The sequence below is a fragment of the Gordonia iterans genome, assembly GCF_002993285.1.
In the GTDB taxonomy this organism is placed as follows: Bacteria; Actinomycetota; Actinomycetes; order Mycobacteriales; family Mycobacteriaceae; genus Gordonia; species Gordonia iterans.
Genome location: NZ_CP027433.1, coordinates 2,213,837 through 2,233,423, shown reverse-complemented (window position 1 = coordinate 2,233,423; position 19,587 = coordinate 2,213,837). Strand labels below are relative to the sequence as shown.

The 19,587-nt window shown below is 69.6% G+C and carries 14 protein-coding genes; 2 read left to right on the top strand and 12 right to left on the bottom strand.

Going from position 1 to position 19,587, the window contains the following annotated elements; translation table 11 throughout:
* Window positions 1-10 precede the first annotated feature (10 nt).
* The 5 genes from ruvX to aspS form a co-directional block, all read right to left on the bottom strand.
* Window positions 11-463: a Holliday junction resolvase RuvX gene (ruvX, locus tag C6V83_RS10225; protein WP_105942306.1), complete on the bottom strand. Its 453-nt coding sequence runs from the start codon at window positions 461-463 to the stop codon at window positions 11-13.
* The gene (alaS, locus tag C6V83_RS10220) at window positions 460-3,186 is read right to left on the bottom strand and encodes an alanine--tRNA ligase (RefSeq protein WP_105942305.1); all 2,727 of its coding nucleotides are present in this window, start codon (window positions 3,184-3,186) and stop codon (window positions 460-462) included. The genes ruvX and alaS overlap by 4 nt, the downstream gene beginning before the upstream one ends.
* 209 nt (window positions 3,187-3,395) lie before the next feature.
* The gene (locus C6V83_RS10215; protein WP_105942304.1) at window positions 3,396-4,817 is read right to left on the bottom strand and encodes a replication-associated recombination protein A; all 1,422 of its coding nucleotides are present in this window, start codon (window positions 4,815-4,817) and stop codon (window positions 3,396-3,398) included.
* A gap of 16 nt (window positions 4,818-4,833) precedes the next feature.
* Window positions 4,834-5,958, bottom strand: a complete 1,125-nt coding sequence (locus C6V83_RS10210; protein ID WP_105942303.1) for a hypothetical protein — start codon at window positions 5,956-5,958, stop codon at window positions 4,834-4,836.
* Window positions 5,959-5,969: 11 nt separating this feature from the next.
* Window positions 5,970-7,799, bottom strand: a complete 1,830-nt coding sequence (gene aspS / locus C6V83_RS10205; RefSeq protein WP_105942302.1) for an aspartate--tRNA ligase — start codon at window positions 7,797-7,799, stop codon at window positions 5,970-5,972.
* Window positions 7,800-7,939: 140 nt separating this feature from the next.
* Here aspS and ypfJ point away from each other — a divergent pair, with 140 nt between their 5' ends.
* Complete coding sequence (ypfJ, locus tag C6V83_RS10200) at window positions 7,940-8,800, top strand: KPN_02809 family neutral zinc metallopeptidase (protein ID WP_105942301.1); 861 nt, start codon at window positions 7,940-7,942, stop codon at window positions 8,798-8,800.
* A gap of 20 nt (window positions 8,801-8,820) precedes the next feature.
* Here ypfJ and hisS read toward each other — a convergent pair whose 3' ends face one another.
* Both hisS and C6V83_RS10190 read right to left on the bottom strand, forming a co-directional pair.
* Window positions 8,821-10,086, bottom strand: coding sequence for a histidine--tRNA ligase (gene hisS / locus C6V83_RS10195; RefSeq protein WP_105942300.1), 1,266 nt, complete (start codon window positions 10,084-10,086; stop codon window positions 8,821-8,823).
* Complete coding sequence (locus C6V83_RS10190; protein ID WP_105942299.1) at window positions 10,083-10,793, bottom strand: MBL fold metallo-hydrolase; 711 nt, start codon at window positions 10,791-10,793, stop codon at window positions 10,083-10,085. Before C6V83_RS10190 ends, hisS begins: the two co-directional genes overlap by 4 nt.
* A gap of 222 nt (window positions 10,794-11,015) precedes the next feature.
* On the opposite strand from C6V83_RS10190, the gene C6V83_RS10185 reads away from it, so the two are divergent.
* Entirely contained in the window at window positions 11,016-11,987 is a 972-nt protein-coding gene (locus C6V83_RS10185; RefSeq protein ID WP_105942298.1) for a peptidylprolyl isomerase, read from the top strand.
* 256 nt (window positions 11,988-12,243) lie between these two features.
* Here the strand turns inward: C6V83_RS10185 and C6V83_RS10180 are convergent, their stop codons facing one another.
* From C6V83_RS10180 to secD, 5 genes are read right to left on the bottom strand one after another with little or no spacing between them, the layout of a single operon-like run.
* The gene (locus C6V83_RS10180) at window positions 12,244-14,550 is read right to left on the bottom strand and encodes a RelA/SpoT family protein (protein ID WP_105942297.1); all 2,307 of its coding nucleotides are present in this window, start codon (window positions 14,548-14,550) and stop codon (window positions 12,244-12,246) included.
* A gap of 25 nt (window positions 14,551-14,575) precedes the next feature.
* A complete protein-coding gene (locus C6V83_RS10175; RefSeq protein ID WP_105943859.1) occupies window positions 14,576-15,154 on the bottom strand; it encodes an adenine phosphoribosyltransferase in 579 nt (192 codons plus the stop codon).
* Window positions 15,155-15,162: 8 nt separating this feature from the next.
* The gene (locus tag C6V83_RS10170) at window positions 15,163-16,869 is read right to left on the bottom strand and encodes an ABC transporter substrate-binding protein (RefSeq protein WP_234353674.1); all 1,707 of its coding nucleotides are present in this window, start codon (window positions 16,867-16,869) and stop codon (window positions 15,163-15,165) included.
* Entirely contained in the window at window positions 16,866-17,969 is a 1,104-nt protein-coding gene (gene secF / locus C6V83_RS10165) for a protein translocase subunit SecF (RefSeq protein ID WP_105942296.1), read from the bottom strand. The genes C6V83_RS10170 and secF overlap by 4 nt, the downstream gene beginning before the upstream one ends.
* Entirely contained in the window at window positions 17,966-19,576 is a 1,611-nt protein-coding gene (gene secD / locus C6V83_RS10160; RefSeq protein ID WP_105942295.1) for a protein translocase subunit SecD, read from the bottom strand. Before secD ends, secF begins: the two co-directional genes overlap by 4 nt.
* Window positions 19,577-19,587: the final 11 nt, after the last annotated feature.

The window sequence follows — 19,587 nt, the reverse complement described above, 5'->3', positions numbered from 1 at the left end:
TCCTTGCTGATCAGTCACTGGCGCCCCATCCTCCGCTGCGGTGCGTGTCGAGCCATCCCTGAAGGATAGCGACCGCGGCGGCTTGATCGATGACGGCGCGCGCAGCCTTTCCCTTGCGGCCACTGGCACGCAGAGCACCGGCCGCGGTCACCGTCGTGAGTCGTTCGTCGTGGTAGATCACCGGCACCGGGTCGATCGCGGCGGCGATCGCCTCTCCGAAGGCGCGCGCGGCCTCCACGGCCGCGCCCTCGGTGTTCCGCAGGGTTCGCGGCAGACCGATCACCACCTGCACCACCTCGTACTCGGCGGCGATCACCGCAATCCGGCGCACGTCGGCGTCGTCGGACGTCCGCTGCACGGTCTCCACCGGCGTCGCCAGGATCCCGTCCGGATCGCAGACTGCGACGCCCACCCGGACGCTCCCGACGTCGATGCCGAGGCGCCGTCCCCGCGGAGCGATCACGGTCGCCGAGCGGAGCCGTGGTGCCGATCCCCTACCACTTCTCGCACCCGGCGAAGTGCCGCGTCGATGCCGCCGGCGTCGCTTCCCGAGCCCTGCGCCAGGTCCGGCTTTCCGCCGCCGCGACCGGAGACCAGCGGCGCCACCTCGCGGACCAGGTCACCGGCCTTGAGTCCGCGATCGCGCGCCGCGTCGGTGGTGGCGACGACGAAGGGCACCTTCTCGCCGTCCACCGAGAACAGCGCGACGACGGCATCGCGATCGGCGACCTTGCCCCGCAGTTCGGTGGCCAGCCCGCGCAGGCCGTTGGCGTCGACGCCGTCGGCGATCCGCCCGGCCACGACCAGCGTGCCCTCCACCGTCTCGGCGTCGTCGATCAGGCCGACGACCGCCGCGCGCGCCTGCTCGGCACGCACCGCGTCCAGGGCCTTCTCGGCCTCGCGCAGCCGGGTCACCAACTGCTCGACGCGGTCGGGCACCTGCTCGGACGGCACCTTCAGCGAGGATGCCAGACCTGCCATCAGCGCCCGTTCCTTGGAGAGATAGCGCAGCGAGTCCATCCCCACGTACGCCTCCACACGGCGGACGCCGGACCCGACCGACCCTTCGCCGATCACGGTGACCGGTCCGATCTGTGCCGAGCTCTCGACGTGGGTGCCGCCGCACAGCTCCATGGAGAACGGTCCGCCGATCTCCACCACCCGAACCTGGTCGCCGTAGTTCTCCCCGAACAGTGCGAGCGCGCCCATCTGTTTGGCTTTGGCCAAATCAGTCTCGAAGGTGTTGACCCGGTAGTTCGCCTCCACGGCCTCGTTGCTGATCTGCTCGATCTCGGCGCGCTGCGACTCCGACAGCGGCGCCGCGGCGTGAAAGTCGAAGCGCAGGTATCCGGGGCGGTTCAGCGAACCGGCCTGGGTCGCGGTGGGACCGAGGATCTGCCGCAGCGCGGCGTGCACGAGGTGGGTGCCCGAGTGGCCCTGGGTCGCGCCGTGCCGCCAGCCCGCGTCCACCGAGGCGAGCACCTCGTCGCCCTCGACGACCTCGCCCTCCTCGACCACCACCTTGTGCAGCCACACCCGCTTGTTCAGCTTCTGCACGTCCTTGACGCGCAGCCGCGCACCGGTGGCCGTGGTGATGGCGCCGGTGTCGGCGAGCTGGCCGCCGGACTCGGCGTAGAGCGGACTGCGATCGAGGATCACTTCCAGTTCGGTGCCCGGTGTCGCCGACCGCACCCGCTCGCCACCGGCGATCATGCCCAGCACCCGTGCCTGGGACACCAGCTCGTCGAAGCCGGTGAACTCTGTCGGCCCGCGATCGAGGAAGTCGCGGTAGACCGAAAGATCTGCGTGGCCGGACTTGCGGGCGGTCGCGTCGGCCTTGGCGCGGCTGCGCTGCTCGGCCATCAACTCGGCGAAGCCGTCGCGATCGACCTCGAGACCGGCTTCGGCGGCCATCTCCAGGGTCAGATCGATCGGGAAGCCGTAGGTGTCGTGCAGGGCGAAGGCGTCGTCGCCGCTGATCCGGGTGCCGCCGGCCTTCTTGGTGCCCGCAGCCGCGTCGGCGAAGAGCTTGGAGCCCGAGGCCAGTGTCTTGGCGAAGCTGGTCTCCTCGGCGACGGCGACCGACCGGATGTGGTCGCGCTGCTCGGCCAGTTCCGGGTACGACGGACTCATCAGTTCGATCACCCGCTCGACGATCGCGCCCATGGTCGGCTGATCCGCACCGAGCAGGCGCATCGAGCGCACGACGCGGCGCAACAGCCGCCGCAGGACGTACCCGCGGCCGTCGTTGCCGGGGACCACGCCGTCGCCGATCAGCATGACGGCCGTGCGCGAGTGGTCGGCGATCACGCGGAAGCGCACATCGTCGTCACCGGCGCCGGGAGCGGAGCGAGCGGGCCGAACGTCACCGCTGCCCGCACCGTAGGCCCGTCCGCTGAGTTCGGAGGCCAGGTCGATGACCGGCTTGAGCAGGTCGGTCTCGTAGACGTTGTCGACGCCCTGCAGGATGCAGGCCACCCGCTCGATGCCCATGCCGGTGTCGATGTTCTTCTTCGGCAGCGGCCCGAGGATCTCGTAGTCCTCTTTGGCGCCGCCGGCTCCGCGCTCGTTCTGCATGAACACGAGATTCCAGATCTCGATGTAGCGATCCTCGTCGGCCTCCGGGCCCCCTTCGATCCCGTATTCCGGGCCGCGGTCGTAGAAGATCTCCGAGCAGGGGCCGCATGGGCCGGGCACGCCCATCGACCAGTAGTTGTCCTTCATGCCGCGGCGCTGGATGCGCTCGGCCGGAACGCCGATCACGTCGCGCCAGATGGTCTCGGCCTCGTCGTCGTCGAGGTACACCGTCGGCCACAGCTTCTCCGGGTCGATGCCGTAGCCGCCCTCCTCGACCGGATCGGTGAGCAGCGACCAGGCGAACTCGATGGCCTCGCGCTTGAAGTAGTCGCCGAACGAGAAGTTCCCGGCCATCTGGAAGAAGGTGTTGTGGCGAGTGGTGATGCCGACCTCGTCGATGTCCAGCGTCCGCACACACTTCTGCACGCTCGTGGCGCGCTGATAGGGCGGGGTCTGGTCGCCCAGGAAGTACGGCTTGAACGGCACCATTCCCGCGTTGACGAACAGCAGGTTCGGATCGTCGAGGATCAGCGAGGCGCTGGGCACCTCGGTGTGTCCGGCCCGGATGAAGTGATCCAGGAAGCGCTTCCGGATGTCATGCGTCTGCACTGCGGTGTCGTCCTCGGGGTCGATGGTGGTTCCAGCGAGATTCCATTTTCCTACACGGAAATGGAACGCGACTCACCAGCCTACCGTCGTGGCCTGGTTGAGCCACCCTCCGGCATCGATTGCCCCTTTGACCCCGTCTGTCACACTCGCTCCCGGTGCGCCACGGGGCAGTCGTCACCATCGGCAGATCGACGGCCGCCCGGTGCGCGTCACCGCGTGCGCGGGCCCTTTGTGATCCTGCGCACGATGCCGCGCAGGCGTGCCACGCGCGGTCCCAGTTCGCGCTCGAAGCCGTGGTCGCTCGGGTGGTAGTAGTCGCGTCCGACCAGCGGATCCGGCGCGTACTGCTGGGCCACGACGCCACCGGGATACTCGTGCGGATACTTGTAGCCGACCGCGTGACCGAGGTCCTTGGCGCCCCCGTAGTGACCGTCGCGCAGGTGCGCCGGGACGCTCCCGATTCGCCCGGCGGCGATGTCGGCCGCGGACTCGCCCATCGCCTTCACCACACCCGCCGATTTCGGCGCGGTCGCCAGATGGATGGTCGCCTGAGTGAGGGCCAGGCGCGCCTCCGGCATGCCGACCAGCTGCACCACCTGGGCGGCCGCGACCGCCGACTGCAGCGCCGTCGGGTCGGCCATGCCGATGTCCTCGCTGGCATGGATCATCAGCCGGCGGGCGATGAAGCGCGGGTCCTCCCCGGCGGCGATCATCCGGGCCAGATAGTGCAGTGCCGCGTCGACGTCGGAACCGCGGATCGACTTGATGAAGGCGCTGATCACGTCGTAGTGCTGATCGCCGTCACGGTCGTACCGGACGGCCGCGCGATCGATCGCCGACTCCACATCGGACACCTCGATGAGCACCGGGTCGGGATCGCCGTCCCCCTCACCGGCTGCTTCGGCCGCATCCCGCAGGACGCCGTCGGCGGTCGCTTCGAGCGCCGTCAGCGCGCGCCTGGCGTCTCCGCCTGCCACCGCGATCAGGTGATCGAGTGCATCGTCGGTCAGCTCGACCGATCCGGCCAGCCCGCGCGGGCTCTCGACCGCACGATTGACCACCGCGGCGACGTCGTCGTCGGACAACGGCTGCAGCTGCAGCACCAGCGAACGCGAGAGCAGCGGAGCGACGACGGAGAACGACGGGTTCTCGGTGGTCGCCGCCACCAGCAGCACGATGCGGTTCTCCACCGCGTCCAGCAGCGCGTCCTGCTGGGTCTTGGAGAACCGGTGGACCTCGTCGATGAAGAGCACGGTCTGCTGTCCCTGGGCGAGCCGCCGCCGGGCCATGTCGATCACCGCGCGCACCTCTTTGACCCCCGCGGACAGGGCCGACAGCGCCTCGAACCGGCCCCCGGTCGCCCGGCTGATCAGCGAGGCCATGGTCGTCTTTCCGGTGCCGGGCGGACCGTACAGGAGCACCGACGACGCACCGGAGCCGTCGATCATGCGCCGCAGCGGCGCGCGCTCGCCCAACAGATGCTGCTGCCCGACGATCTCGTCGAGCGACTCGGGCCGCATCCGGACCGCGAGCGGGCGGCTCGGCGCACCCGGAACCGCGGAGTCCACGGCACCGGGACCGGCGGCGGCCGCGACGGCCGGATCGGCGAACAGCCCGGGATCGTCGTTCATCGGCACCGGACCCGACTCACTCGAACCAGAAGAGACGCAGCGCGTGCTCCATCTCCTCGGCGGCGGCGGCGAGCTCGGCGTCCTGCGCCCGGCGCGCCGCATCGACCAGATCGGCCCAGCGGGTCAGCACCACGCGCGCATCGCCGGTGTTGAGCGCCCAGTCGTGCCCGTTGGCGCCCCCGGTGACCATCCAGTGCGTGCTGAGCCAGACCCACAGGACCCGCGCGTCCAGCAGCCGCCGGTCGGTGTCGGCATCGCGCCGGAGAACCGGCCACAGCCCCTGCACCTCCGAGCGCCAGGCGTCCACCAGCATCTTCTCCAGGTCCTCCCGGAAGCTGACCGCCGACTCGGCGAGATAGGCCGGGAACGTGACCAGGGCGTAGGCGACGTCGAGCGAGGCATCCCGGAAGGCCCCCAGCTCGTAGTCCATGAACTGGACGCCGTCCTCGTTGATCAAAATGTTCTCCGGGCCCACGTCCGACGGACTGAACGCCCGCAGATCCCCGGCGTCGAACAGGCACAGCCCCGAATCCAGGTCGGCGGCGAGCCGCGGCGACAAGGCGATGCCGAGGCGGTCGGCGAGGGCCGGCGCACCGTCGCGCGCGGCGAGCACCTGCCGCTGCACTTCGTCGACATCCGCGGCGGGCCCGCGCCCGGCGGTCCGGCGCAGCAGGGCGCCGAAGTCCTCCTCACCGCCCATCGTGGCCGCGTGCATCCGGCCCAGCGCCTGCCCCCAGGCGCTGACCGCACGCGCCGCCGCACCCCGGTCCTCCCCCAGCAACTCGATCATCCCACGACCGTGACCGAGGTCGGTCAGCACCAGGACCCGGGCCTTCTCGTCGACCGCGACCAATTGCGGCCCGGGCCGCGAACTGTTCGGCAGCGCGGTGGCGTACCGGTAGGCGGCGACCTCCCGCAGGAACGGCGCCGACGGGGCGTCGTCGTCGATCACCTTGATGACGACGGTGCGCCCGGACGTCAGCGGATTCTCCACCAGCCGGGCGCGCACCACCGTGCTGCGTCCGGTCCCGCCGAGATCGTCCGGGTCGGTCAGAGTCACCTGGGCCCCGGCCCGGCGGGTCAGCAGAGCCTCACCGGTGGCGAGAGCCTCGGTGAGCAGAGCTTGCTCGATCACGGTCATCGGTTCGCCGTCTACTGAACCTTCGCGGGTTCGGCGGTACCGGAATGCGCCTCGGCGTTCGGGGACTCGGTCTTCGGGGCCGCCTTGGGCTTGGCGTCGATGCCCGACTCCTTGCGCTGCTCAGGGGTGATCGGTGCGGGCGCGTCGGTCAGCGGATCCACGCCGCCGCCGGACTTCGGGAACGCGATCACCTCGCGAATCGACGGCTCACCGGCCAGCAGGGCGGTGATGCGATCCCAGCCGAAGGCGATGCCGCCGTGCGGCGGTGCGCCGAAGGCGAAGGCGTCGAGCAGGAAGCCGAACTTCTCCTGCGCCTCGTCGTGGTCGATCCCCATGATCTCGAAGACCCGCTCCTGCACGTCGCGACGGTGGATGCGGATCGAGCCTCCGCCGATCTCGTTGCCGTTGCAGACGATGTCGTAGGCGTAGGCCAGGGCCCCTCCCGGATCGGCCTCGAGGTTCTCCAGCGACTCCGGCTTGGGCGAGGTGAAGGCGTGGTGCACTGCGGTCCACGCACCGGTCCCGACGGCGACGTCTCCGGATGCCGTCGCATCGTCGGCCGGCTCGAACAGCGGCGCGTCGACGACCCAGGTGAACGCCCACTCCCCGGGCTTGATCAGACCCAGCTTGTCGGCGATCTCGTTGCGTGCCGCCCCCAGCAGCGCACGCATCGGCTTCACGGCGCCTGCCGCGAAGAAGATGCAGTCACCCGGCTGCGCACCGACATGCGCTGCCAGGCCTTCGCGCTCGGCGTCGGAGAGGTTCTTGGCGACCGGACCGGTGAGCGCACCGTCCTCCTGGACCAGGACGTACGCCAGCCCCTTGGCTCCGCGCTGCTTGGCCCACTCCTGCCAGGCGTCCAGTTGACGTCGCGGCTGCCCGGCGCCGCCCGGCATCACCACGGCGCCGACGTAGGGCGCCCGGAAGACCCGGAACGGCGTCTCGGCGAAGTACTCGGTGCACTCGACGAGCTCGATGCCGAAGCGCAGGTCGGGCTTGTCGCTGCCGAACCGGCGCATGGCCTCGGCGTAGGTGATGCGCGGGATCGGCGTCGGGATCTGGTAGCCGATCAGTTTCCACAATGCGACCAGAATCTGCTCGGCGAGGGCGATCACGTCGTCCTCGTCGACGAAGCTCATCTCGACGTCGAGCTGGGTGAACTCGGGCTGGCGATCGGCGCGGAAGTCTTCGTCCCGGTAGCAGCGGGCGATCTGGTAGTAGCGCTCCATCCCGGCCACCATCAGCAGCTGTTTGAACAACTGCGGACTCTGCGGCAACGCGTAGAACGTTCCGGGCTGCAGGCGGGCCGGCACCAGGAAGTCTCGCGCACCCTCCGGCGTCGACCGGGTCAGCGTCGGGGTCTCGATCTCCACGAACTGGTTGGCGGCCAGCACGTCCCGGGCCGCGGCGTTGGCCTGCGAACGCAGTCGCAGCGCCCGCGCCGGACCCTCCCGCCGCAGGTCCAGGTAGCGGTACCGCAGGCGCGCCTCCTCGCCCGGATGCTCGTCGAGCTGGAACGGCAGCGGCGCCGATTCGTTGAGCACGACGAGCTCACGCGCGTTGATCTCGACGGCGCCGGAGGCCAGGTTCGCGTTCTCGCTGCCCTCCGGGCGCACCTCGACGGTGCCGGTCACCTGGACGCAGTACTCCGCGCGCAACCGGTGGGCCGCCTCGGCCACCTGCTCGTCGCGGAAGACCACCTGCACCAGCCCGGAGGCGTCGCGCAGATCGATGAACACGACCCCTCCGTGATCCCGGCGGCGGGCGACCCAACCTGCGACGGTGACGGTCTGGTTGGCGTTCTCACGACGGAGTGACCCGGCGAGATGGGTGCGAAGCACTGAATTCCTTTCAGCGGCGGAAGGACGGCAGACATACTCGACCCTCCATCGTAGTGGGCGTGCCGGTGCGTCGGCATCCCGCCCGCACGTTCCGGTCCGCTCTTGGACCCGATCGGGCGCAAGCGTGTCATCATGAGCGGGTGACTTTCCAGGGCAGTGGTGGATTCGACACCGGCGGTGTCAGTGCAGGCGGTGGCGGCAACGGCGGCAAGATCGCGCTCGGCGGCGGCGCGGGCCTGCTGTTGACCGTCGTCGCGCTGCTGTTCGGCCTCAATCCCGGTGATCTGACCGGTTCGAGCCCGAACTCGTACCAGCAGGCGAACGAGACCGGCACCAACGCCGAACTGCAACAGCACATCGACTCGTGCACCGTCGAGAAGGCGAACGCCGGCGACTCGGTCTGCATCATCACGGCGACCGTGGCGAGCCTGAACGAGGTCTGGCCGACGCTGATGAAGGGCTACACCTCACCGAAGACGGTCATCTTCAGCGGCGCGGTCACCACCGCGTGTGGTCACGCGACGTCGGCGATGGGCCCGTTCTACTGTCCCGCCGACGAAACGGCGTACTTCGACCCGACGTTCTTCGCCGACCTCAAGCGGATGGGCGGCTCCGACGGGGCGGCCGCACAGGAGTACGTGGTGGCGCACGAGTTCGCGCACCACGTGGAGAACCTCACCGGGGTTCTCGCCAAGGGCCAGCGCATGGGCAACGACGGCTCGGTCCGCATCGAACTCCAGGCCGACTGCCTGGCCGGAGTGTGGTTCCACCACGCGCAACGCGGATCGGGCAAGGGATTCATCGAACCGTTGACCGACCAGCAGATCTCGAACATCATCCAGACGGCCAAGGCCATCGGCGACGACACGATCCAGGGCGCCAACTCCAACCCCGAGGGCTGGACGCACGGCTCGTCGGCGCAGCGCGTCCGGTGGTTCACCATCGGCTACGACAGCGGCGAACCCCGCCGGTGCGACACCTTCGCCACCAACGACCTGTAGCCGCAGCAGGCCCGAACGCCTCAGGCCAGGCGTGCGGAGAGGTCGGCGACGACCTCGTCGAGCGCGATCGAAGACTGCTCGCCCGTCGCGAGATCCTTCACCTCGACGGTGCGCTCGGCCAGCTCGTTCGCCCCCAGAACCAGCGCGAGCCGGGCGCCGGACCGGTCGGCGGCTTTCATCGCCCCCTTGAGGCCGCGGTCGCCGTAGGCGAGATCCACGCTGATGCCGTGCTCACGCAGCCGCCCCGCGACGGCCACCAGCTCGTCCTTGGCGTCGGCGCCCAGCGGCACACCGTAGACCTGCACCCGTCCCTGCCCGGCCACCGAGACGTCCTCGGCGGCCAACGCCAGCACCGTGCGGTCCACGCCGATGCCGAAGCCGATGCCGGAGAGGTCCTGCTTGCCGCCGATCTGCTTCATCAGTCCGTCGTACCGCCCGCCGCCGCCGATGCCGGACTGCGCGCCGAGGCCGTCGTGCACGAACTCGAACGTCGTCTTGGTGTAGTAGTCCAGGCCGCGGACCAGGCGCGGATTCAGTTCGTACTTCACCCCGAGCTGGTCGAGGTGCTTGCCGACGGCAGCGAAGTGCTCACGCGCGGACTCGCTGAGGTGATCGATCATCAGCGGCGCACCGGCAGTCATCTCCTTGACCTCCGGCCGCTTGTCGTCGAGCACGCGCAGCGGATTGAGCCGGGCGCGCTCGCGCGTGGCCTCGTCCAGATCAAGGCCCAAGAGGAATTCCTGCAACACTTCCCGGTACTGCGGCCGGCACGTGTCGTCGCCGAGCGAGGTCAGCTCCAGCCGGTAGCCGGACAGGCCGAGCCGCCGATAACCCTCGTCGGCGACGGCGATCACCTCGGCGTCCAGGGCGGGATCGTCGACGCCGATCGCCTCGACGCCCACCTGCTGCAGCTGTCGGTACCGCCCGGCCTGCGGTCGCTCGTAACGGAAGAACGGTCCGGAGTAGCAGACCTTGACCGGGAGCTGTCCACGATCGAGACCGTGCTGGATCACCGCGCGCATCACCCCGGCGGTGCCCTCCGGCCGCAGCGTGACGGTCCGGCCTCCGCGGTCGGCGAAGGTGTACATCTCCTTGCTGACCACGTCCGTGGACTCCCCGACGCCGCGCGCGAAGAGCGCCGTGTCCTCGAAGATCGGCAGCTCGATGTGGCCGTAGCCGGCGCGGTGTGCAGCGTCGGTCAAGGCGTTGCGGACGGTCAGAAAGTCGGCGGAGGCCGGCGGGAAGTAGTCCGGCACCCCCTTGGGTGCGGTGAATTCTCCGCTCACAGTCCGAAACGTCCCTTCTTGATGTCCAGTGAACCGGCCAGGAACGGGTTGGTGGTCCGCTCGGCGCCGACGGTCGTCTGCGGTCCGTGGCCGGGGAGCACGACGGTCTCATCGGGCTTCGGCAGGATCCGCTCGGTGATCGAGTCCAGCAGTTGCTGATGGTCGCCGCCGGGCAGATCGGTGCGCCCGATAGAGCCCTGGAACAGCACGTCACCACTGAAGCAGACGGGAACGGCCGACGTTCGGCCGGGACCGTCGGCGGGCAACTCGGTGGTCAGCAAGACGCTGCCGCGGGTGTGACCGGGTGCGTGATCGACCTTCCAGCGGATGCCCGCGATCTCGATCTCCTCACCGTCGGCGAACTCGATCACCTTCTCCGGCTCGCGGAACTTCATGACGCCGATCATCGTCGCCAGCGCCTTGCCCAGACCCTCGCCCGGATCCGCCAGCATGGCGCGGTCGTCGGGGTGGATGTACACCGGGATCGAGTACTCGTCGGCGAGTTCCTGCGCGTTCCAGGTGTGATCCAGGTGCCCGTGCGTCAGGAAGACGGCGACCGGCGTGAGGCCGCGGTCGGCGAGCACGGACCGCACCTGCGGCGCCGCATCCTGACCAGGGTCGATGACGATGGCCTCGCCCGACGACTCGTCGGCGACCACGTAGCAGTTGGTCTGGAACATCCCCGCGGGGAAGCCGGTGATGAGCATGCGTCCATTGTGTCACTGGGCCTCGACTCCGCTCGACCGGCATGGCGATCCGCGCGCTCGGCACGGCGGCCGAGGCGCACGGCGCTCACCGCGCACGGCCCGCGCCGCGCCCGGTCGGTCGCCGGGCGGCTGTGACCGCTGCGATAGCATGGTGCCCGCGCCGTGACGCTCGCGGCAGGCACATCTGGCCCAGCCGCCGATGACACAGGAGGATCACCCCGCGTGACGACCAATGAGGAGCGCCGCGAGGCCGCCAAGCGCAAGCTAGAACAGCGACTCGAAGCCGAACGGCAGCAGGCCCGGCGACGTCGCCTCGTGATCGCCTCGGCCGCCGGCCTCGTGGTGGTGGCGGTCGTCGCCGTCGGCGCGTACTTCGGCTGGCGCGCGTGGGACGACAGCCGCCGCGTGGACTGCGTCTACAACGAAGCGCAGGATCCGTTCAAGGAGCTGCCGGATGCCCTGCCGGACACCGTGCCGGCGGAGCAGCGCGAGCAGTCGCAGGCACTGCTCGACCACTACAAGAAGGCCGCGCAGCTCCAGCGCAGCGCACCGAAGCCGGACGACCACCCGTTCAAAGAGGGCACGGTCGGTCTCACCTTCGACACCACCGTGGGCGCCATCCCGATGACGCTGAACCGCGCCGACGGGCCGTGCAACGTCAACGGCGTCCTGACTCTCGCTCAAAGCGGCTACTACGACGACGTGGCCTGCCACGGCATTGCGGTCGGCGAGAACGGCGGCGCCGCCCTCTGCGGCGATCCGACCGGCACAGCGGGACTGCCGGGCGTGCAGGGCGGCAATCCCGGCTGGAACATGCCCGACGAGCTCCCCACCGGCCTGAAGCCGCACGGCGAGCCGAACCCGATGGCCCCGACAGAGCAGGCCGTCACCTATCCGCGCGGCACCGTCGCGGTGTTCAACGCCAACAGCGAGGGCAATCCGATGTTCGGGCAGGAGCCGGTCGCCAACACCGGTGCGGGCACCCTGTACTTCTTCCTCCAGGACACCGCCCTGCTGCCGCGGTTCACCGTGATCGGCACCGTCGACGAGCCCGGCCTGGCGACCCTGGACAAGTTCGAGAAGGGCGGCATCGTCCCGAGCCCGGGCAACACGGCGCCCAAACCGGGCGAGAAGCTCGAAGCCGGTCAACCGAAGACGCCGATCGTGATCACCTCGACCACCGTGCGCGACTGAGGTCTCGATACGGGCCTCGTACCTCGGCCCTACTCGACCACCATTGACGAGTCCGCGGCCGGGTCGGGACGAGCAAGCCAGTGGTCGAGTAGCGACGAGCAAGCCGGTGGTCGACTAGCGACGAGCAAGCCGGTGGTCGAGTAGCGACGAGCAAGCCGGTGGTCGAGTAGCGACGAGCCGTTAGGCGAGGAGAGTATCGAGACCTAGGCGAGGAGAGTATCGAGACCCCGTCCGAGGACAGTGCCCCGACCGGGTCTCAGGCGGCCGAGGTCACCCGGTAGACGTCGTAGACGCCCTCCACGCTGCGTACGACGTTCAGGACGTGGCCGAGATGCTTCGGGTCGCCCATCTCGAAGGTGAACTTGCTGACCGCCACCCGATCGCGGGTGGTCTGCACCGAAGCGGACAGGATGTTGACGCGCTCGTCGGCCAGCACCCGCGTGATGTCCGAGAGCAGCCGGTGCCGATCGAGCGCCTCCACCTGAATCGCCACCAGGAACACCGACGACGGATTGGGCGCCCAGCGCACCGGAACCAGCCGCTCAGACTGCGCGCGCAGCGCACCGGCGTTGGTGCAGTCGTCACGATGCACGCTCACCCCGCCGCCGCGCGTGACGAAGCCGAGGATCTCGTCCCCGGGCACCGGGGTGCAGCACTTGGCGAGCTTCACCAGAATGTTGTCGACGCCCTCCACCTGGACACCGGAATCGCCGCCAGACGACCGTGTGCCCTGCACCACGGTCGACGGCGTCGACCGTTCGGCGAGCTGCTCCTCGGCGCTCTCCACGCCGCCGAGCATGGCGACCAGCCGGTGCACCACGCGTCCCGCGGTCAGATTGTGTTCGCCGACCGCGGTGTAGAGGGCGTCGACGTCGCTGTACCCGAACTCCTTGGCCAGGACGCTGACCGAGTCGGCCGACATCAGGCGCTGCAGCGGCAGCCCACCGCGGCGCACCTCCTTGATGATCGCCTCTTTGCCGGCTTCCAGCGCCTCTTCCCGGCGTTCCTTGGCGAACCATTGCCGAATCTTGGCCTTGGCGCGCGGTGACGCCACGAAGCTCTGCCAGTCCTTGCTCGGCCCGGCCGACTCGTCTTTGGAGGTGAAGACCTCCACCACTTCGCCGTTCTCCAGCGGCCGCTCGAGCGCGACCAGCCTGCCGTTCACCCGCGCGCCGATGCACCGGTGCCCTACTTCGGTGTGCACCGCATAGGCGAAGTCCACCGGCGTGGAGCCGGTCGGCAGCGTGATCACGTCCCCCTTCGGGGTGAAGACGAAGATCTCGCGGACCGCGAGGTCGTAGCGCAGCGACTCCAGGAACTCCCCGGGATCGGCGGCTTCGCGCTGCCAGTCCAGCAGCTGCCGCATCCAGGCCATGTCGTCGACCTCGCCGGCATCGGCGGCCTTGCGGCCCTTGCCCTTTCGGCCCTCCTTGTACCTCCAGTGCGCGGCGATGCCGAACTCCGCGGTGCGGTGCATGTCGTGCGTGCGGATCTGCACTTCCAGCGGCTTGCCCTCCGGGCCGATCACCGTCGTGTGCAGGGACTGATACACGCCGTAGCTGGGCTGGGCGATGTAGTCCTTGAAACGCCCCGCCATCGGGTGCCACAGCGAATGCACGACGCCGATCGCCGCATAACAGTCGCGCACGTGATCGCACAGGATCCGCATGCCGACCAGATCGTGGATGTCGTCGAAGTCCCGGCCCTTGACGATCATCTTCTGATAGATCGACCAGTAGTGCTTCGGACGGCCCTCGACGGTGGCCTGGATGCGCGCCCCCGCGAGCGCGTTGTTGAGGTCGCTCCGGACACGCTCGAGATAGGTGTCCCGGCTGGGCGCGCGGTCGGCCACCAGCCGGACGATCTCCTCGTACCGCTTCGGGTGCAGAATCGCGAAGGAGAGGTCCTCGAGCTCCCACTTGACCGTCGCCATGCCGAGCCGGTGCGCCAGCGGTGCGATCACTTCGAGCGTCTCGCGCGCCTTGCGCGCCTGCTTCTCTGGGGGAAGGAAGCGCATAGTCCGCATGTTGTGCAGCCGATCGGCCACCTTGATCACCAGCACCCGCGGATCGCGGGCCATCGCGATGATCATCTTGCGGATCGTCTCGCCCTCGGCCGCGCTGCCGAGCGCCACCTTGTCGAGCTTGGTGACGCCGTCGACCAGGTGCGCCACCTCCGAACCGAAGTCGGACTCCAGCTGCTCGAGGGAATACCCGGTGTCCTCGACGGTGTCGTGCAGGAGCGCCGCGACCAGCGTGATGGTGTCCATGCCGAGGTCGGCCAGGATCGTGGCGACGGCCAGCGGATGGGTGATGTACGGGTCGCCGGACTTGCGGAACTGGCCCTCGTGATGCGTGCTCGCCACCTCGTACGCGCGCTGCAGCACCGAGACGTCGGCCTTCGGGTAGACATCGCGGTGCAGGGTGGCCAGCGGCTCCAGGACCGGCTCCACAGCGCTCCGCGGTCCCGCGGTGATCCGGCGAGCCAGCCGGGCGCGCACCCGGCGAGAACTCAGGGATGCGCCACCGTCTTCGGGCTTGCGCCCGATGTCCGCTTCGCTCATGAGGAAAGCTTAGTGGCTGATGCGCTCACCCGCGGCACAGGTGGTGGACGGGCACGTCGGCGCCCACTCCGGCTGCCACCGTCGCCCGGCCCGGCAGGTCGGCGAGCTCCATGATCACCGACAGCGCGTGCACCCGGGCCCCGGCGAGCCGGAGGAGCCGGGCCGCGGCCACCAGGGTGCCGCCGGTGGCCAGCACGTCGTCGAGCACCGCCACGCGCCGGCCTCGCAGGTCGAGGCCCTCGGCCGGCAGTTCCAGTCGCGAGGTGCCGTATTCGAGGTTGTAGTCGACGCCGATCACCGGCGGCGGCAACTTCCCGGCCTTCCGGACCGCGATCACACCCACGCCGAGTTCCCGCGCGACGGCGCCGCCCAGCAGAAAGCCGCGCGCGTCGATGCCGGCGATCAGATCCGCGCCCCGGCAGTGCTCGGCGAGGGCCGACACCACCGCCGCGAGACCGTCGGGATCGGCGAGTACCGGCGTGAGGTCCCGGAACTCCACCCCGGGCGTGGGGAAGTCGGCGACCACCCGGGTGTGCCGGTCGATGGCCGCACACGCCCGGTCGTGCGCGGCCGTGTGGGGCGAGCTATGCGTCGGGGGCGTCATCGGGGCACTCACCTGCGCACCCATCGGTCCATGTTCCAGCCGGTACCGGTCCGCGCCAGCCCCGGCACCACCTGGGCGACCCCGGTGTGTTCGCGGGCGCGGACCGTGCCGTAGAGCGGAATCGAGGTCAGCGCGTTCCACGCGGCGGTCTCGGCCGTCCGGACCAGCGGCAGGCGTGCGCTGTCGCTGGTGGTCAGCGACAGGTCGTTGATCGCCCCGGAGGCCTGCGGATTGCGGAAGCCGGAGATGTTCAGCGGATCTCCGCCGAAGAGCTGATAGGCGTCCGGGAAACCGGACGCCACCCCGGCGGCGGCGATGCCGGTGGCGCCGTTGGTCAGCAGGACGTCGACGTCCCGCCCCAGGGCACCCGGGGTCAGCTCCGCCGAACTCGCGTCGGTGACGGTCAAACCGGCCGAACCGCAGGTGTCGATGATCTGCTGCGCGACGGCCTGCGCCACCGGATCCGGCGACACGTAGCCGAGACGCAGCGTCACCGGCGCGCGGCGGCCGTCTTCGCCGGCCGGCCGCTGCTCCAGGAGCGCCCGCGCCCGGCGGACGTCGGCGCGCGGGTAACGGCGCGCGAACTGGGCGTTCAGCGCACTGCCGAGCGAATCGGCGGGCGAGACGGTCCGCAGCGACCAGACCAGGCCGTTCGCCCCGAACCGCCGCGCCAGCGCGTCGCGCGGCACGCACGTGGCGAACGCCTGGCGCACCAGCCGATCAGCGGCGGTTCCCCGCCCGGCAAGCACCAGCTGGGTCACCGAGAGCGGCCGTGGATCCCGCTCCGCAGCCCGGTTCTCGGTCCCGTCGTACTCGGAGGTCGCACGGCCCTGCACCCGGTCACCGGTGTTCAGGTCGGCGGTGTCGGCCACCTCGAGGCCGTCGTCGACGGCCTTGCCGGCATCGGTGCCCCGCGGCCACACGGTGATGTTCCCGGTCGCCGGGGCCTCGCCCCACCACTTGTCGTTCGCGACCAGCTTCAGGCCGCCGTCGACCGTGTATTCGGAGAGGCGGTACGGTCCGGCCGACGGGAAGTCCTCGGCGGGCACCGGCTGTCCGGGCGTCAGGGTGAAGCCGGCGTTCCAGACCTCGGCGATCCGTCCTATCGCAGCACGGTCGCCGTCGGCGAACGCACCGACCACATCGTCGACGGCGGCCTTGCGGGCGACGACGTGGGCGGGCAGCAGACTGCCGACCCCGAACAGCGCCGCCCACTGCACGTAGTCCCGGCCGCGGGCGAAGGTGACCACCGCGGTCTTCTCCCCCGCCGTGCAGTCGATGCGCGCGATATCGCGGTAGCCGGCGTCGGTGGCAGCGGCGAACCCCGGCGTCCGGCCGCTCATGGCGGTCGCGGCGAGCACGAGGTCGTCGCACACCATCGGGGCACCGTCGGACCACTGCGCCCCGTCGGCGAACGTGTAGGCGAGCGTCAGCGAGGGTCCCTCCTCGACGGTCACCGTGCCGATGTCGCGGTCGGCCACCACCTGGCCGTCCGGCCCGAGGTAGCTGAACCCGGGCAGCACCCGGGCCAGTGCCATCACGGCGCCGGAAGCATAGCCGTCGACGGTGTTGACGTTGTAGGAGCCGACGCGCGCATCGATCAGATAGTCGATCTGGTCCCGGCCGCTGTCGCCGCACGCGGAGAGCGTGGCGGTCAGGGCGGTCACCAGGCCGAGGACGGTCGCGGTGACCGCCGCGCGACGGCGCCTGATCACGCCCGGGCTCCGGCGGCCTCGGCGGCCCGCCGACGGCGCGCCAGCACCTTCTGAGTGTGCGCCTTCACCTCGGGCCGTCGTTCTTTCAGGGTCACCAGCAGCGGCGAGGCCAGGTAGATGGACGAGAACATGCCCACGACGATGCCGACCAGCTGGACCAGAGCGAGGTCTTTCAGCGTGCCGACGCCGAGCATCCAGACCGCGACGATCATCAGCGAGATGATCGGCAAGATCGAGATCACGGTGGTGTTGATCGAGCGCATGAAGGTCTGGTTCACCGCCAGGTTGGTCTGTTCGGCGTAGGTCCGCCGGGTGCTGGCGAACACGCTGCGCGTGTTCTCCTGCACCTTGTCGAACACCACCACCGTGTCGTAGATCGAGAAGCCCAGAATCGTCAGCAATCCGATCACCATCGCCGGGGTCACTTCGAATCCGACCAGCGAATAGATCCCGGCGGTCACCACCAGGTCGAAGAAGAGCGAAGCCATCGCCGCGATCGACATCTCCTTGTCGAACCGGACCGTGATGTAGACGAACACCACCGCCAGGAAGACGATGAGCGCGATCAACATCTTGCGGGTGATCTCCTGGCCCCACGTGCTGCTCACGTCAGAACTGCTCACGTCGTTCACCGTGATGGCCGGCGCGAACGCCTCGGCGAGCGCCTCGGAGACCTGAGCGGTCTGCTCCTGGGTCAGATGCTCGATGCGGACCTGGATGGTCGACGATGCCCCGCTCCCGGCCGTCTGCACCTGCTGCGGCTCTATGCCCAGCGAGTCCTCGATCACCTGCTCCACCGAGGAGGTCGTCAGCGGAGCCTGGTTCGGCAGCGCGATCTGCGTGCCGCCCTCGAAGTCGATGCCGAAGGTGAAGCCGCGGAAGATCATCGACAACGCACAGATCAGGAGTATCACAGCGGTGACGATGTACCACTGGCGGCGCTTCCCGATGACGTCGAACGCACCGGTTCCGCTGTACAGGCGCGAGAAGAAGCTCTTGCTCTTGTCGGCCTCATAGTCGGCGTCGACCCACTCGGTGGTCGGCGAGGTGTCGTCGACCACCTCGGTCTGGTCCGGCGACTGCGGCGTGGGGGTGGTCATTCCACCGACTCCTTCCGGGTCGAGGCCGCGGCGGGGCGCGACCGGGAGGCGGCCTTGCGGCGCTGGCGGGCGACCTCGCTGACCGCGCCGAGACCGTTGATGCTCGGTTTGGACAGGAACTTCGACCGCGTCGCGAGTTCGACCACCGGATGGGTCACCAGGAACACCACCATCACGTCGAGGATGGTCGTGAGACCGAGGGTGAAGGCGAAGCCCTTGACCTCGCCGACGGCCAGCACGTAGATCACCACGGACGCGATGAAGCTCACCGCGTTACCGGTCCAGATGGTGCGGCGAGCACTGGCCCAGCCGCGTGGCACTGCGGAGCGGAAACTCCGGCCCTCGCGCATCTCGTCCTTGATGCGCTCGAAATAGACGACGAACGAGTCCGCTGTCATGCCGATGCCGATGATCAGGCCCGCCATGCCCGCCAGGTCGAGTGTGAACCCGATCCAGCGGCCCAGCAGCACCATGATGCCGTAGACCATCAGCCCGGCCAGCACCAGTGAACCCACCGCCACGAAGCCGAGCATCCGGTAGTAGGCCATCGCGTACACGAAGGTCGCGATCAGGCCGATCAGGCCGGCGATGAGCGCAGCGCGCAGCGCCTGCCAGCCGAGGGTCGCCGACACCGTCTCCGCTTCCGAGGAGGTGAACGAGAGCGGCAGCGACCCGTACTTGAGCGAGTTGGCGAGGTTGGTCGCCTCGTCCTGGGTGAAGTCACCGCTGATCTCGGTGGTGCCGAGGATCTGGGACTGGATGGTGGCCGCACTGACCACCCGCGAATCGAGCGTCACCGCGGTGACCTTGCCGATGTTCTTGCCGGTGTAATCGGCCCAGGTGCGCTGCCCGTCGCCCTTGTAGTCGACGGTCACCACCCAGCCGCCGGTCTGATTCTGGCCGGCCGAGGCCTTGTCCACGTCGCGGCCGTCGATGATCATCGGCGCCAGCAGATAGACGGTCTCGCCGTCCTCGCCACAGGTCACCAGGTACTCGTCGGGCCGGTCGTGGCCCACCAGCACGTCGCCGGAGTCGGGTGCACAGTTCACCTTGGCCATCTGGGCCCGCAGTTCCTGCAGCCGCTCCGGGGACGCGCCGGCCGGGGCCTGCCGCAGCTTGCGCTGCTCGGCGATGGCCGCAGCCTGCTGCTCGGCGGTCATGTCGGAGGGCTTGGGCCCCTCCGCCGGCGGCTGCTCCTGCGCCGGCGCCGAATCGTCGACCGGTCGGATGTAGAGCCGGGCGGTCTGGCCGAGGGCGCGCGCCTGCTTGCCGTCGTCGCCGGGCACGGTGATGACGATGTTGCTGCCGTTGACCACCACTTCGGAGCCGCCGACGCCGAGGCCGTTGACGCGCTGTTCGATGATGTTGCGGGCGATGTCGAGTTGCTCGCGGGCCGGCGCCTTGCCGTCGTCGGTGCGTGCGGTCAGCACCACGCGGGTGCCGCCTTGCAGGTCGATGCCGAGTTTGGGCTCAGGCTTGCCGCCGCCGGTGAAGAAGATCAGCGCGTACACCAGGCCGAGCAGCACCAGGAAGGCCGTCAACGGCTGCCACGGCGGAACGCCGCGGCGCGCCGTGCTCCGGCGCGGACGTGGGGTGGGATTGCTCACGGGCGGAAAGC